The organism is Ferrovibrio sp. (genome assembly GCF_036381655.1).
In the GTDB taxonomy this organism is placed as follows: domain Bacteria; phylum Pseudomonadota; class Alphaproteobacteria; order Ferrovibrionales; family Ferrovibrionaceae; genus Ferrovibrio.
The window spans coordinates 22,213-37,130 of record NZ_DASVCJ010000040.1 but is presented as its reverse complement, the minus strand read 5'-3'; the positions used below and the strand labels follow the sequence as shown (position 1 = coordinate 37,130).

The following is a 14,918-nucleotide window of genomic DNA, read 5'->3' as shown; positions in this document are numbered from 1 at the left end:
CGGGGCATTCCGATCCTGCAACCGATGGCGGCCTGCCGCCGCTCCGTTCAGACAGTCCAAGGGGATAGCCCCGGCGGAGCAGTCTCAGCGGAGTAGCCCCGGCGGAGTAATCCCGGCGGAATAGCCCCGCCCGCCGCGGCGCAACTATCCCCAGCTTTCGCCTGAATATATCTGAAAATTTACCTGTGATTTAATTGTGATGATGGCACAGTGACCGCGGGTCCGGCGCGGTGCCGGCAGGCAGAACGGGGTAACCAAGATGGCCAAGTCCTTCGTCGATCTGGTGCGCAGCAACCTGCGCAACGGCGCCAACTTCCTCGGCGCCGCGGAATGCAGCCGCGTCATGGCCAATCTCGCCGCCCCGATCGCCGACGAGAACCAGCTCGAGGATTGGGGCATCGCGCTCGAGAACATGTATCACGCGCTGCTCAGCCTGCTGGCCGCCCGCGCCAGCCTGCGCGCGCAGAGCGCGGCGCCGCCGGCGGCGGTGCTCGGCGCCAGCCAGGGCCTGGAAGGCGGCGTCATGCTGCGCGACGTGCTCGACGATTTCGCCACCGGCCGCGACCGCCGCCTGATGCGCATGTCGGCCGCCTCGCGGATCGCGCTGCTCTCGATCCTGCTCGACGAGCTGCGCGCCGTGTACCGCGACCTCGCCTACGAGCAGAAGGACTGGACCGTCGATCCCGAGGCCATGCGCGAAGTGCAGGCCAGCCTGCAGGGCATCGCGCTCGGCATCGGCCGCAAGGAGGTCGGCACCCGGCTGCGCTTCACGCCGGCGCCGCGCAACCGCTCGGCCTCGATCTAGGATTTCCGATTTTCCTCGGTTGCGCCGAGGGTGGGAGAAGGCGGTGCGCTCCGGCGCGCCGCCTTTTTTATCGCGTTTGTCTTGGGCGCCTCTTCGCCGGGCCGCGCCGTCGGCAGCCCCGCCCTTCAGCTACTCGCCGTCTTCAGCTACTCGCCGTCTTCAGCTGCTGGCCTTGAGGTGCCTGGCCAGGAAGGCCAGCATCGCCGCATCGGCCTGCTGCGCGGTCTTCGCGTCATGGAGCATGGTGTATTTGCCGCCGGCGCGCGTGCAGGCGACGGCGGCCTGCGGCGCGAAGGCCTGCCGGCTGCCATCTGCGGCGATGGCGCCGAATGCGCGGCCGAGATCGAAAATCGGGCAGCTGCCGGAATGAAAGCCGCCTTCGGTCGGCCGCGACAGGGCCGGATTGTTCCAGGCGTGATGGGCGTCGGGATAGACCACCATCTCGATGCGCGCCGCCGGCTGCGCCGCTTTCACCAGCGCCACCATCTGCTCCATCTTCCTGACCGGCGCCGTCTCGTCCTTGCCGGCGACCAGCATCAGCAGCGGCGCGCCGGTCATGGTCCTGGCGCCGTCCAGGGCCAGGCCGAGGCTGGTGCCGTAGACCGAGACATGGGCGGCGAAGCGCGGGCCGCCCTCGCCGGCATAGCGCGCGGCGAGATATTCATAGGCCGAAAGCTGCGCCGCCACGCCGCCCATCGAATAGCCGACGATGCCGATGCGGCTGTTGTCGATCTTCGGATGCGTCGCCAGCAGCTTCAGCGCCAGCAGCGCATCGCTGGCCGCCGTCGCGGTCGAAAAGCCCTTGCCCAGGGGCGGCTTCAATCCGCGCGGGCCGAAATGATCGAGCCCGGCCACCGCATAGCCCTGCGCCAGCAGCAGCTTCGCCGCCGCGCCTTCCACCGCATCGTTCCAGCCGCCCACGGTGTGCGAAATCATCACCGCCGGAAACGGCCCGGCGCCATCGGGCAGCCAGATATAGATCGCGGCCTTGCCCGCGGCGCTCGCCTTGTCGGCATGCATCTCGACGATGCTGGCGTAGGTCGGCGCCGCGAAAACCACATTGCCCTTGCTGTCGGCATTCAGCGGCTGTGCGCCCGCCGGCACCGGCGCGAACAGCAGGAAGGCCGCCGCCGCTCCGGCGGCACAGATGGATTTGCGCATGATGCCCCCCTCGCGATATTCGCCCGGCGATTCTCTTGAGGGTCCCGGCCGGGAGTCAATCGGGAATCGACGGCATTCCGCCGCCTGCGGAGCGTCAGCGCCGGGCGCCCGGCTTGAGCTTCAGCAGCGCGGCAAACGGGCTGTCGGCCATCCTGGCCTCGTCCTCGCGGCGCTTTTCCTGCTCGCGCTTGCGCTTGGCGACGATCGCCTTCTGCGAGCGGATGAACACCGTCACCGCCTGCCCGGCCGCATCCTTCGCCGTCAGCGGCTTGTAGCCCAGCGCCCAGAGCAGGCGCTGCAATTCCTCGGCGCTGCAGCCGGCGAGATTCATCCAGGCGGTATCGGGCAGGAAGCTGCCCGGCGGGCCGGCCTGCTTCTTGCCGGGCGGCTCTTTGCCGGGCTGCGGCGGCGCGTCCGGATGAATCTGCGGCATTGGCGCTGCGGCCGGCGCTTCCAGCGGCTGCGCGATCGCTTCGCCCAGCTCCGCCGCATCCGCATCTGGTGCGGCTTCGAGGCTGCCGGCGCCGGCCGTTTCCGCCGGCTGCTCCGGCGCGGGCGTCGCCGCCGCTTCGGCCAGGGCGGCTTCGACGGCCTCCGGCGCGGGTTCGGCTGGCATGGGCGCGGCTTGCAGGGGTTCGGCCTGCATGGGTTCGGCCTGCATGGGTTCGGCCTGTGCGGCTTCCTCCGCCGCCTTCGTCTCGGCCTTCGCTTCTTTCTTCGCGTCTTTCTTCGCGTCCTTGGCGCCCTTCGCCTCCTGGCGCGAGGCCTGTTCGGCCTGGCGCGCGCCCTCGGCGATGCGCTGCACGACATCGAGGCGGAAGGCGCGGCGGCCGGCGCGCAGGAAGCCCGCCGCCAGCCACCAGGCGTCGTCGCGCCATTCCAGGATCGGCAGCGAGGTCAGCCCCGGCGTCGGCGGCGCCTCCGGCGCCTTGCCCTGCGCCACCGCCCAGAGCAGGGTCTTGAGCTGGGTCGGCTTGGGCTTGAGCAGCTTCGGCATCAGGATATGCGTCTCGCCGAAGGTGACGCCCATCTTGCGCAGGGGATGCCGCTCGGCCTGGCCCATGTTGCGCACCAGGTCGGCGACATCGTCGCGCTTCAGGGCGCCGAGATTTTCCGCGAGCTGATAGGCAAGGCCGCGCGCCGCGCCCTTCAGCTCGGCATCGCGCAGGCGGTAGAGATCGCCCAGATGCTGGCGCAGATAGCGCCGCAGCCAGTCGGACAGCTTCTCCTCCACCGCCTTGCGGCTTTCCGCCGGCAGCAGGTCGTCGGCGAGCAGGCCGAGCTTGGGCTCCAGCACGGTATTGCCCTTGGCCAGCACGGCCAGGGCCACGCTGTCCTTCTCGGGCGTGACCAGCAGCACGCCGCCTTCCGGCGACAGCGCGAAGCTTTCGTCGCCGAGCTGCAGCAGCTTCTCGGCATGGTCCTGCAGCGCCGGTCCCAGCACGCGGTTGGCGGCGGCGCGGATGGCGCGGCGCTGCTCGACGCTGTCATGGCCGACCGGGCGGAAGCGCAGGCCGACGACATGGCCGATGATCTCGCCTTCCACGGTGAGCGCGTCGTCCTCGCCCAGGGTCACGTCCAGCAGCGCCGGATCCTCCTGCAGGCCGCGGGTCAGGATGGAGGTACGGCGGTCGACGAAACGCTGCGTCAGCCGTTCGTGCAGGGCATCCGAGAGGCGATCCTCGATGCCGCGCGTCGCCTGCTGCCAATGCGCCGGGTTGTCCAGCCAGTCGCCGCGATTGGCGATGTAGGTCCAGGTGCGGATCTGCGCCAGCCGCTGCGACAGCGTGTCGATATCGCCGTCGGTGCGGTCGATCTGCTTCAGATGCCCCGCCACCCAATCGGCCGGCAGGCGGCCCTCGTGGTCGCACAGATGCACATAGATCTGCGTCAGCAGCCGCGCATGCACGTCATGCATGCTCTTGGAGAAATCCGGAATCTCGCAGACATGCCACAGGAGGCGGATGCGGTCGCGCGCGCCGGCGCGCGCCTGCACCTGCGCATCCTGGCGCAGCACCTGCAGCGAGACGATGTCGTCGGCCTCGCGGGCGCGGATCAGGCCCTCGCGCGGCGGCGGCAGTTCCAGCGTGCGGATCAGCCCGTCGATCGAGCGGAAATCCAGATCGGTGTTGCGCCAGCGCGCCTGGGTGATCGGCTCGAAGCGGTGATTCTCGATGCGCTCGATCATCTCCGGATCGAAGGGCGGACAATCCGCCGTGGTGCCGAAGGTGCCGTTGCGCAGATGCCGGCCGGCGCGGCCGGCGATCTGGCCCAGCTCGGCCGGCGTCAGCGGCCGCACGCCGACGCCGTCGAATTTGGTGATCTCGGCGAAGGCGAGATGCTCGATATCGAGATTGAGCCCCATGCCGATGGCGTCGGTGGCCACCATCACGTCGACATCGCGGTTCTGGAACAGGGCGACCTGGGCGTTGCGCGCGCGCGGGCTGAGCGCGCCGAGCACCACGGCGGCGCCGCCGCGCTGGCGCCGCACCTGCTCGGCGATGGCATAGACATCCGCCGCCGAGAAGGCGACGACGGCCGAGCGCTTGGGCAGGCGGGAGAGCTTTTTCGAGCCGGCATAGGTCAGCGCGGACAGGCGCGGGCGCGCGATGAACTCGGCCTGGGGCACCAGCTTGCGGATCAGGCCGCGCATGGTGTCGGCGCCGAGGAACATGGTTTCCTCCGCGCCGCGCGCATGCAGCAGGCGGTCGGTGAAGACATGGCCGCGTTCGGCATCGCTGCAGAGCTGGATTTCGTCGATGGCGAGGAAGTCGTAGCGCCGCTCCAGCGGCATCGCCTCGACGGTGCAGACGAACCATTGCGCGCCCCTGGGCAGGATCTTCTCCTCGCCGGTGACCAGCGCAACATGGCCATCGCCCTTGATGGCGACGGCGCGGTCGTAGATTTCGCGCGCCAGAAGGCGCAGCGGCAGGCCGATGATGCCGCTGCGATGCGCCAGCAGGCGCTCGACCGCAAGATGGGTTTTGCCGGTATTGGTGGGTCCGAGCACGCAGAGCACGCGGCCCTTCTCGGCGGTCTTGATCTCGGTCACTTAAGCAGCCTTTGTCTGAATCGTCTTGGTGATACGGGCAATCGTGCAGGGCTGGCCGTCGATCCGCGCCTCGCATTCGCAGAAGGCGACGGTCCTGCCCCGCCGCAGCATCCGGCCGGTCAGGCCGACCCGGGCGCCGGCCGCGATCGGGCGCAGATGCTGCACATGGATGTCGAGGGTCATGGCGCTTTCATCCTCGCGCATATGGCCCAGCAAGGCCAGCAGGCCAGGCGGCTCCAGCAGGCCGTTGAGGATGCCGCCATGGATATAGCCGCCGGGAGTCAGCAGCCGCGCCTCGGCGGCGAAGGCCAGTTCGGCCCGGCCGGGCGCCAGCGCCACCAGCTCCAGCCCGGCCCAGCGATGGAAATCCACCGCGCGCAGCAGGTTCTCGGCGAAGGTCTTGGCCCAGTCAGGCAGGCCCGGATCGATCTGGCCCCGGCTGGGTTGGGCGGCGGACATGGACGGAGGCTCCGTTTTGCCGGCCAGTATATAAGGCGGGCGGCATGCGCCTCAACGCCTTGGCCGCTCGCCCGTCATCCTGGCCCGGCACCGCCTTTTTACGCAGCGCGCCAAAAGCCCGTTCCGCTGTCTATCGGCCCTCCGGCCGGCCGAGGCTGCGGCGGTCCAGCGCCACGGTCTTGACCATGGCATAGACGCGTTTGCCGGGCGCAAGGCCGAGCCGCTCCAGCGACAGCCGCGTGATCCGCGCCAGCAGCATGTCGCCGCCGCAATCGAGCCGGATATCCACCATCGCGCCGCTCGCATCGCCGATCTCGGCCACGCGGCCGGGCAGGATGTTGAGCGCGCTGGTATCCTGCGGCGGGCTGAGCGCCAGGGTGACGTCGCGGGCGCGGATGCGCGGCCGCACGATGCTGCCCGGCGCCAGATCGAGCAGCGGCACGCGCAACGTCCCGGCCCTGAGGCGCAGGACGCTCAGGCCGTAGGCGGCATCGTGGCTCTGCACTTTCGCCTCCAGCACCGCGCCGGCCTCGTAGCGGCCGGTGAGCGGAAACAGGTCGAGCCGGCCGCTCAGTTCTGCGATGCTGCCGACCGCCTGCACCCTGCCTTCCGACAGCAGCACCACGGTATCGGCCAGGCGCGTGACCTCCGGGATCGCATGGCTGACATAGACGATGGGCAGCTTGGTCTCGTCGCGCAGGCGTTCGAGATAGGGCAGGATCTCCTCCTTGCGCGCGACATCGAGCGAGGTCAGCGGCTCGTCCATCAGCAGGGCATGCGGACGCGCCAGCAGCGCGCGGCCGATGGCGACGCGCTGCTTCTCGCCGCCGGAGAGATTGCCGGGCCGGCGCAGCAGCAGATCGCCCAGGCCGAGCAGCTCGACCACATGGGAAAAGCCGGCCGCATCCCGGCCGCCCTTGTTGAACCAGCGGCCATAGAGCAGGTTCTGCCGCACGTTCAGATGCGGAAACAGCCGCCCCTCCTGGAAGACATAGCCGATGCGGCGCCGGTGCGGCGGCACGAAGCTGCCGGCGGCGGTATCCGCCAGCACGCGGCCGTCGAGCAGGATGCGGCCGCTTTGCGGCCTGATCAGCCCGGCGATCAGGTTGACCAGCGTGGTCTTGCCGGCGCCGGAGCGGCCGAACAGGGCGGTGATGCCGGCGTCGCAGGCAAAGCGCGCCTCCAGGCTGAAGCCGCCCTGCGCATGCCGGATATCGACCGCGAGCGTCATGCGCCGAGCCGTCCGGCCAGCCGGCGCGCCAGCAGCTCGGAGCCGATCAGCGCAACGAAGGCGATGGCGATCGAAATGACGGTCAGCCGGATCGCCTGGGCATCGCCGCCCGGCGTCTGGATGAAGCTGTAGATCGCCGTCGGCAGGGTCTGCGTCTCGCCCGGGATGTTGGAAACGAAGGTGATCGTCGCGCCGAATTCGCCGAAGGCGCGCGCGAAACTCAGCACCATGCCGGCGAAGATGCCGGGCAGGATCAGCGGCAGGGTCACCGTGGCGAAGACGAAAACCGGCGCCGCGCCCAGGGTGCCCGCCGCCTGCTCCAGCTTCTCGTCCACCGCGTCGAGCGAAAGCCGGATCGCGCGCACCAGCAGCGGAAAGCCCATCACCGCGCAGGCCAGCGCCGCGCCGGTCCAGCGGAAGGCGAAGACGAGGCCGAGCCGCTCGGCGAGGAAGGCGCCCAGCACGCCCTGCCGGCCGAACAGCAGCAGCAGCAGATAGCCGGTCACCACCGGCGGCAGGATCAGCGGCAGATGCACCGCCGCGTCGAGCAGCGCCTTGCCGGGAAATTCGCGCCGCGCCAGCAGCCAGGCGACGGCCACGCCGAAGGGCAGGCTGCAGACCGTCGCCACCAGCGCGACGCGCAGGCTGAGTTCGATGGCGGTCCATTCCTCCGGGCCGAGGCCAATCACCGGCGCCCCGGCAGCGTGAAGCCGTTCTTCTCGAACACCGTGCGCGCCGCCGCGCCCTGCAGATAGGAAAGATACGCCGCCGCCGCCGGATGCCGCGACGCCGCCAGCACGGCGGCGGGATAGACGATCGGCGGATGCGTCTCCTCGGGGAAGGCATCGACGATGCGCACCTTGGGCTCGGCGGCGGCGTCGGTGGCATAGACGATGCCCAAAGGCGCCTCGCCGCGCGCCACGAAGGCCAGGGCCGCGCGCACATTCTCGGCCTGGACCAGACGGCGCTCGACCTGCGGCCAGACCTTGAGCGCCTGCAAGGCCGCCTTGCCGTATCTGCCGGCCGGCACGGCATCGGTATCGGCAATGGCGAGGCGGCCGCCGGCGCCCAGCAGGCCGGCGAGGTCGAAGCCCGGCGCGATGCGCGCCTGCAGCGCCGAGCGCGCCGGCGCGATCAGCACGATGCGGTTGCCGAGCAGGTCGACGCGCGTGCCGGGCCGGACGAGCCGGCGCTGCGCGAGATACTCCATCCAGGCGAGATCGGCCGAGATGAACAGATCCGCCGGCGCGCCGGCCTCGATCTGCCGCGCCAGCGCCGAGGAGCCGGCGAACGAGACCTTCACGCCGTCATCCTCGCGTTTGCCGGCCCGCTGCTGCGCCGTCCAGCCGGCATCGACCTCGCTCAGGGCGGCTTTCAGGCTGGCCGCGGCGAAGACCAGCAGCGCGTCGGCGCGCGCCGCCGGCGCCGTTGCAATCGGGAGGATCAGGGCGGCGAGGAAAGCGATCCGGCGCATGCAGCCTACGTTATGGCGGTTGGGATATAACGCTGCGCCGACTATAGCGGCGCAATTGCGCCCGGCGCAACCGGGGATTGGCGATGGCGCTACTTACGCCGCCGCGTGCCTCGCATTGCGCTCATTCCTTGCGCAGCCTGGCCCGCAGCGCCTTGAGATCCGCCGCGCAGGCTTTCTGCGCCGCCTGCTCCATATGGCGGAAGCGGGCCAGCACTTCCTCGCCCAGGGCGGTCAGCGCCGCGCCGCCGCCGGCCTTGCCGCCGCTTCCCGCCGTCACCAGCGGAGCGCGAAAACAGCGGTTCATCGTGTCGATCAGCAGCCAGGCGCGCTTGTAGCTCATGTTGAGCCGGCGGCCGGCGGCGGAGATCGAGCCGGTCTCGGCGATGCCCTGCAGCAGATCGGCCTTGCCCGGGCCGACCGCGATCTCGCTGCCCCGCATCAGCCGCAGGCGCAGCCGCATGCCGGCCTGGCCCATGCCGGCCTGACCCATGCCGGGTCCGGCCGCCGCCGCGGCGATCGTCTTGCGCGCTTTCCTGCGGATCGTCATGCGGCCGGTTTTAGCATGAGGCGGCCTGCTTGCGCCAAGAGCAAGAGGGGGAGAGAGGAGCGGGCCCGATGCCCGATGGCGTTCGGGCTGGCGCCCAGCGGTTTCATCGCCCGCTATCCCGGCCTGTGGAAGCGGAAGGCGGACGGACTGCACACTCCCATATGCCGGCGCCGGAATGGCCGTTTGGATTTTTTCAGCTCGCCCCGCCATGCATTCTGCGCGAGCATCGCTACAATCGGCAGGCCATGATGGCGGCGGCACAGGAGGGCGGCGATGGGGGCGGGCTGGAAGCTGTACATGTTTCTCCAGGACAACTACAGGGACCAGCACGGCTTCGCGGCTTTTTTGGGCAGCAATTTCTTCGTCGTCAACATGAAGGGGAATGCGGTGGCCGGCCAGAGCCAGATCGTGGTGCTGGAGACGCGGAACATGGTGCGCGAATACCCGATCATCGGCGAACTGACGAACGAACTGATGCTGATCGCGAAGCCCGAGGATCGCTACGCGCCGCCGCTCGCCAGCTACGTGCTGCCGACGACGCCTTACCGCGATGTCGAGGCCAGTCTGCATGCGCTGCCCGGCCTGACCCTGCCGGCTGGCGGCGACACCACGATAGCCATTTCGGCGCAGCTATCGGGCTGTTCGCTGTGCTACCGGCCGGCGACACGCGGTGTGCCGGACGTCAAGATCATCCATATCCAGCCGACCGGCCTGAGGGCCGCGCCGCCGGTGGGCGAGAAGGACAGCGTCAAGCTGCAGAACATCCTGCAGGAGAGACATGCCTGCTTTGCCGGCGACCTGAACCGCCCGACCAAGGTCTATGGCGGCAAGCAGACCGGCGACAGCCGGGCCAACATCATCCTGCTGCGGCGGGACGGCAAATGGACCCTCTTCGCGCAGCTTTATGCCCCCGCCAGCAACACCGTGGCCGGCGTCGACGTGGTGCCGCTTTACGAATGAGGGCGCCGCCGCGCCGCGGATTTTCAGCGCCGCCGCTTTGCGGTGCCCTTGCCCGGCTGCCGTGCCCCCTTGCGCGGTGCGGCCGTGCGCGGGGCGGCCCTGCCCGATTTGGCGCCGCCCGTCACGCGCGCCGTGCCTGACGCCTGGCCCAGCTTGTAGACGCGCCGTCCGACCGGACCGCGGCTGACCGCATCGCCGCTGCCCGTGGCGATGATGTTCATGTTGATGCTCTCGGTCGGCGCCGCCGGCGCGGACGGCGGGGCCGGCAGCGCGGCGGGATTGTAGCCGTCGCTGATCAATACCGGGCTCTGCGCGATCGACACCGTGGTCAGCGGATTCATCCCGCCGGGGCCGTTGGCCGGGTTCGGGAAGTTGGGGGCGGCCGGCGACAATGCTTCGGTCGGCGACGAGTCGGTGGCCGTATAGGTCTGATAGACGGTGATCACATCGGTGAGCTGCCAGCGCAGGAAATACAACGTGTCGCTGGTGGTGTTGCTCAGTTCCAGCGATTCATACTGGGTCGTCTCGGTGGAAATCGAAATCTGCTGAAAGCTGCTGGAATTGGCGCTGAGATTCGCCGACAGGCTGGCCGAGACCGGCCCCCAGCCGAAGGCGCTGCTCAGTCCCAGGCTTTTCGATACCGATTCCTCATGCGAGGAGGTGTTCTGCATGCCGGAGACCAGAGTGGTCGACACCGTTCGTTTGGTGCCCGGCGCCAGGGAATAGGAATCGCCCATGCGCTGCCAGAATTGCTCGCGCAGGATCAGATTGGCCGGCGAGGTCAGCGTGGCGCCGACGCCGACCAGCACGCGCGGCGAATCGGGCGGGATCGGCGTGTCGGTGGTGGCGCCTGGAAACAGGCCGATCTGGTTCGGCGGCAGCAGGTTGGTGGCATCGACCAGGATGGTTTCGGCGTCGGACGCATCGGACGCGCCGTCGCTCGTCGTATACAGCAGGCAGACGAAGGCGCCGGAGAAGGCGGTGCGCAAGATGTAGAAGGCGTCGGTCACCATGTTGAACAAGGTCGCGGTATTCGCCGGGAACAGCAAAGGCGGCTTTTGATCGGTGACCGTGGTGCCCAGTTCCCGCGACAGGATCTGTTCGCCGGCGGTGGTGACGCCATACATGTAGAGTGGCACCGGCAGATTGTTCTGCAGGTAGAACAGGCCGCCGGTGCTGCCGGGGCCCCAGCTTTGCGATAGCAGCGTGCCGTTCAGCGCGGCCGTCGTGTATTCATCCATCGACATCCCCTCTTAACATGGGCTTGCAGGCGCATGGCATGCGGGCGCGGCAAACCCTCGCCGCAAAGATGCCGAAACGCCTGACATCGCGCAGTTCAGCATCCCGACTCGGTCCGCGGCAAGTCATTCTGCCGCGCCCTGCCGCGCGTCTGCCTGAAATCCGCATCGTTGAATACACATGTGTGTCGCGGCGCAGATATGCCGCAGTCCGGATTTGAGAAGATGGCCGGACGGGCGGCGGCTACCGGTTGAACTGCTCGATCTGCAGTCTGACCTCGCCGGATGCGCACGGCGCCAGCGTAAAGCGGCGGCGAGCGGTGGCTCAACAGCTTTTTCCGCCGCCGCCTCAGCTCCAGTTTTTGCGCCGCTCCAGCTCGGCCTGGGTGGGCTGCTCGAAGGCGAACGAGCCGGTGGCGACGGCGCCGCCGCGCCGATAGGTGTTGATCGTCACGCCGGTGCCGGAAACCTTCGAGCCGGCCAGCGTCATGGCGGCCGGCTGCGCATCCTCGCCGAACAGCCTTTTGCCCCTGCCCAGCAGCAGCGGCATGATGAACAGCCGCATTTCGTCGACCAGGCCGGCGGCGAAGAGATGCTTCAGGAACTCGGTCGAGCCCTGGGTGAGCAGGGCGGGGCCTGCCGCGCTTTTCAGCTCGCGCAAGGCGGCGACGGCATCCGGCCCGAGATGCCGGCTGTTCTGCCAGGACAGGGCCGGCCGCGGCTGGCGGCTGGCGACATATTTGGTGACGCGGTTGAACAGATTGCCGATCCAGTCGTCCGGCCCGGCATGGGGCCAGTGCGCGGCGAAGATGTCATAGGTCTTGCGCCCGAGCAGCAGGTCGAAAGGCTCGGCCATCATCTCGCGCACGGCGGCATGGCCGACCTCGTCGAAATAGGGAAACGCCCAGCCGCCATGGGCGAAGCCGCCGACCGGGTCCTCATGCGGCCCGCCCGGGGCCTGCATCACGCCATCCAGACTGACGAACGCGCCGACGATGATCTTCCGCATTTTCGCTCTCCTTGCCTTGCAGGCGCCGCATCCTGACTGGAAGACGTCCGGCCGCGCCCCGGGCCGACAGGGGGAGGAAGGTTTTTTTTTAAGGACGGAGGCCGGGCTGCAAGGCGGCACGGCAAGGCTTAAAGGCTTAGGCCGCGGCCGCCTGAAAGCAAAACGCCCCGGTCGGAAGGCCGAGGCATTTGACGTATCAAGCAAGCCCGACTTCTCGGGGAACGGCGCGGATTATGGGGGCAGGGCGTTTTCCGCGCAAGCGGCGCTGCGAAGCGCGCGCGTCGTTGCGCGGCCGAAACCCGCTTCGGCGGCGCGGGCGGCGTCAACCGCCCCCATAAATCGCTATAATGTTCTAATTAAGAGGATGATGCCTTCCCGCTTGTGGCCGGTTTGCCGCAGCGGTCCGTGGCGGTCGGAAACGGTCGCCAGCGGTCAAAACCGGGCCGCGCTGGGCTGGAAAGCGTCGCCGCCCGGCCTCAATTACCCATGGCCGGGTTTACCACTGACCGGGCGGCAAATTGACAGGTGTATAATCGCCGCCATACTGGCGCGGAGAGGAAATTGTGCACCGCAAGAGAACGCGACGGGAGCGGTGCAAGGTGGATAGATAGATGACCGAGAAGCCGAAAACCGAAAAGCCGAAGACAGAAAAGCCGAAGACCGGGCAGATGTCCTTCCCCGAGGCCTGGGCCAAGCTGGCCCAGAAGGAGCTGGGCGAGCGGCCGCTGTCGGAGCTGATCTGGCAGACGCCGGAAGGCATCCCGGTCAAGCCGCTCTACACCGCCGCCGATCTCGAGGGCCTGGAACTCGACGGCCTGCCGATGCTGGGCGCGCTGCCCGGCTTCGAGCCGTTTACGCGCGGCGTGCGCGCCACCATGTATGCCAACCGGCCCTGGACGATCCGCCAGTATGCCGGCTTCTCCACCGCCGAGGAATCCAACGCCTTCTATCGCAAGAATCTCGCCGCCGGCCAGCAGGGCGTGAGCGTCGCCTTCGATCTCGCCACCCATCGCGGCTACGACAGCGATCATCCGCGCGTCGTCGGCGATGTCGGCAAGGCGGGCGTCGCCATCGACAGCGTCGAGGACATGAAGATCCTGTTCGACGGCATCCCGCTGGACAAGATGAGCGTGTCGATGACCATGAACGGCGCCGTGCTGCCGGTCATGGCCTGCTACATCGTCGCCGCCGAAGAGCAGGGCGTGAAGCCCGAACAGCTTTCAGGAACCATCCAGAACGACATCCTGAAAGAGTTCATGGTGCGCAACACCTATATCTATCCGCCCGGCCCGTCGATGCGCATCATCGCCGACATCATCGGCTATACCGCGCAGCATATGCCGAAATTCAACTCCATCTCGATCTCCGGCTACCACATGCAGGAAGCTGGCGCGACTGCGGTGCAGGAGCTGGCCTTCACCCTCGCCGACGGCCTCGAATACGTCCGCACGGCGATCAATTCCGGCCTCGACGTCGACGCCTTCGCCGGCCGGCTGTCCTTCTTCTTCGCCATCGGCATGAACTTCTTCATGGAAATCGCCAAGCTGCGCGCCGCGCGCTTTTTGTGGGCGAAGATCATGAAGCAGTTCGATCCGAAGAAGCCCGGCTCGCTGATGCTGCGCACGCATTGCCAGACCTCGGGCGTCTCGCTCACCGAGCAGGACCCGTACAACAACGTGGTGCGCACCGCCATCGAGGCGCTGGCCGCCGTGCTCGGCGGCACGCAGTCGCTGCACACCAACGCGCTGGACGAAGCCATCGCGCTGCCGACCGAATTCTCGGCGCGCATCGCCCGCAACACGCAGCTCATCATCCAGGAAGAAAGCTGCGTGACCAAGGTGGTCGATCCGATGGCCGGCTCGTATTACGTCGAGGCGCTGACCCATGCGCTGGCGACGCATGCCTGGGCGCTGATCCAGGAAGTCGAAAGCATGGGCGGCATGACCAGGGCGGTCGAAAGCGGCATGCCGAAGCTGCGCATCGAGGAAGCGGCGGCGCGCCGCCAGGCCCGCGTCGATCGCGGCGAGGACGTCATCGTCGGCGTCAACAAATACCGCGCGGCGCAGAACGACGTGCCGGAATTGCTGGAAGTCGACAATACCCGCGTGCGCGAGCAGCAGGTGGCGCGGCTCAAGGCCATCCGCAGCACGCGCGACAAGGCGAAGGCGGAAGCCGCCATCCGGGCGCTGGAAGAGGGCGCCGCCGGCAAGGCGAATCTGCTCGCGCTCTGCGTCGAGGCGGCGCGCGCGCGGGTCACGGTGGGCGAGATGTCGGCGGCGATGGAAAAGGTCTTCACCCGCCATCAGGCCACCATCCGCTCGATCAGCGGCGTCTACGGCGCCGCCTATGCCAATGACGAGGGCTTCATGCGGATCCAGAAGGAGATCGAGGCGTTCGCCAAGGAAGAGGGCCGCCGGCCGCGCATGCTCGTCGTCAAGCTCGGCCAGGACGGCCATGACCGCGGCGCCAAGGTGATCGCCACCGCCTTCGCCGATCTCGGCTTCGACGTCGATGTCGGGCCGCTGTTCCAGACGCCGGAGGAAGCCGCCAAGGACGCCATCGACAACGACGTGCATGTCATCGGCGTCTCCAGCCAGGCGGCCGGCCACAAGACCCTGGTGCCGCAGCTCATCGAGGCGCTGCGCGAACAGGGCGCGGGCGACATTCTGGTGATCACCGGCGGCGTCATCCCGCCGCAGGATTACGATTTCCTGAAGGCCGCCGGCGTTGCCGGCATTTACGGGCCGGGCACCAATATCCCCAAGGCGGCAAGCGAAATCCTCTCGCTGATCCGCCAGCAGCACAAGGCGGCGGCCGAGTAGGTTGCTGCCCTTGTAAGTCGGCGGCAAAAGCGCCATCTTTATCGGGCCATGACCGCTCGCGCCGCCGACATCCTGTCGCTTTGTCGCGCCAGCCGCCTGCACGCAGGCGGCTAGGCCCCGTGCGCCCGCGGCCCTGCGCCGCCTGACCGCCCGGGGCTTT

12 protein-coding genes are annotated in these 14,918 nt (G+C 68.5%); 3 read left to right on the top strand and 9 right to left on the bottom strand.

The genetic code is table 11. From position 1 onward, the window contains the following. The first annotated feature begins 259 nt into the window (after positions 1-259). Entirely contained in the window at positions 260-805 is a 546-nt protein-coding gene (locus VF194_RS08095) for a hypothetical protein (protein WP_330889820.1), read from the top strand. A gap of 159 nt (positions 806-964) precedes the next feature. Here the strand turns inward: VF194_RS08095 and VF194_RS08090 are convergent, their stop codons facing one another. The 7 genes from VF194_RS08090 to VF194_RS08060 form a co-directional block, all read right to left on the bottom strand. Continuing rightward, entirely contained in the window at positions 965-1,966 is a 1,002-nt protein-coding gene (locus VF194_RS08090) for a dienelactone hydrolase family protein (protein WP_330889818.1), read from the bottom strand. Between the two features lie 94 nt (positions 1,967-2,060). Beyond that, positions 2,061-5,018: a helicase-related protein gene (locus VF194_RS08085; protein ID WP_330889816.1), complete on the bottom strand. Its 2,958-nt coding sequence runs from the start codon at positions 5,016-5,018 to the stop codon at positions 2,061-2,063. After that, positions 5,019-5,477: a PaaI family thioesterase gene (locus tag VF194_RS08080; RefSeq protein WP_330889814.1), complete on the bottom strand. Its 459-nt coding sequence runs from the start codon at positions 5,475-5,477 to the stop codon at positions 5,019-5,021. It abuts the gene before it with no gap. Positions 5,478-5,607: 130 nt separating this feature from the next. Further along, positions 5,608-6,708: a molybdenum ABC transporter ATP-binding protein gene (gene modC, locus VF194_RS08075; protein ID WP_330889812.1), complete on the bottom strand. Its 1,101-nt coding sequence runs from the start codon at positions 6,706-6,708 to the stop codon at positions 5,608-5,610. After that, entirely contained in the window at positions 6,705-7,397 is a 693-nt protein-coding gene (gene modB, locus VF194_RS08070; RefSeq protein WP_330889811.1) for a molybdate ABC transporter permease subunit, read from the bottom strand. Before modB ends, modC begins: the two co-directional genes overlap by 4 nt. Continuing rightward, entirely contained in the window at positions 7,394-8,182 is a 789-nt protein-coding gene (modA, locus tag VF194_RS08065; RefSeq protein WP_330889809.1) for a molybdate ABC transporter substrate-binding protein, read from the bottom strand. Before modA ends, modB begins: the two co-directional genes overlap by 4 nt. 121 nt (positions 8,183-8,303) lie before the next feature. Continuing rightward, positions 8,304-8,729 carry a winged helix-turn-helix domain-containing protein gene (locus VF194_RS08060; RefSeq protein ID WP_330889807.1) on the bottom strand — a complete coding sequence of 142 codons (426 nt, stop codon included), beginning with the start codon at positions 8,727-8,729 and terminating at the stop codon, positions 8,304-8,306. Between the two features lie 273 nt (positions 8,730-9,002). On the opposite strand from VF194_RS08060, the gene VF194_RS08055 reads away from it, so the two are divergent. Further along, a complete protein-coding gene (locus VF194_RS08055) occupies positions 9,003-9,689 on the top strand; it encodes a hypothetical protein (RefSeq protein WP_330889805.1) in 687 nt (228 codons plus the stop codon). Positions 9,690-9,712: 23 nt separating this feature from the next. On the opposite strand, the gene VF194_RS08050 is transcribed toward VF194_RS08055, so the two are convergent. Together VF194_RS08050 and VF194_RS08045 are read right to left on the bottom strand one after the other, a co-directional pair. Then, on the bottom strand, positions 9,713-10,930 hold the full coding sequence (locus tag VF194_RS08050; RefSeq protein ID WP_330889804.1) for a hypothetical protein: 1,218 nt from the start codon (positions 10,928-10,930) through the stop codon (positions 9,713-9,715). 346 nt (positions 10,931-11,276) lie between these two features. Beyond that, complete coding sequence (locus tag VF194_RS08045; protein ID WP_330889802.1) at positions 11,277-11,936, bottom strand: dihydrofolate reductase family protein; 660 nt, start codon at positions 11,934-11,936, stop codon at positions 11,277-11,279. 668 nt (positions 11,937-12,604) lie between these two features. Between VF194_RS08045 and scpA the strand changes: the two genes are divergently transcribed. Beyond that, on the top strand, positions 12,605-14,758 hold the full coding sequence (gene scpA / locus VF194_RS08040; RefSeq protein WP_330890084.1) for a methylmalonyl-CoA mutase: 2,154 nt from the start codon (positions 12,605-12,607) through the stop codon (positions 14,756-14,758). Positions 14,759-14,918 lie beyond the last annotated feature (160 nt).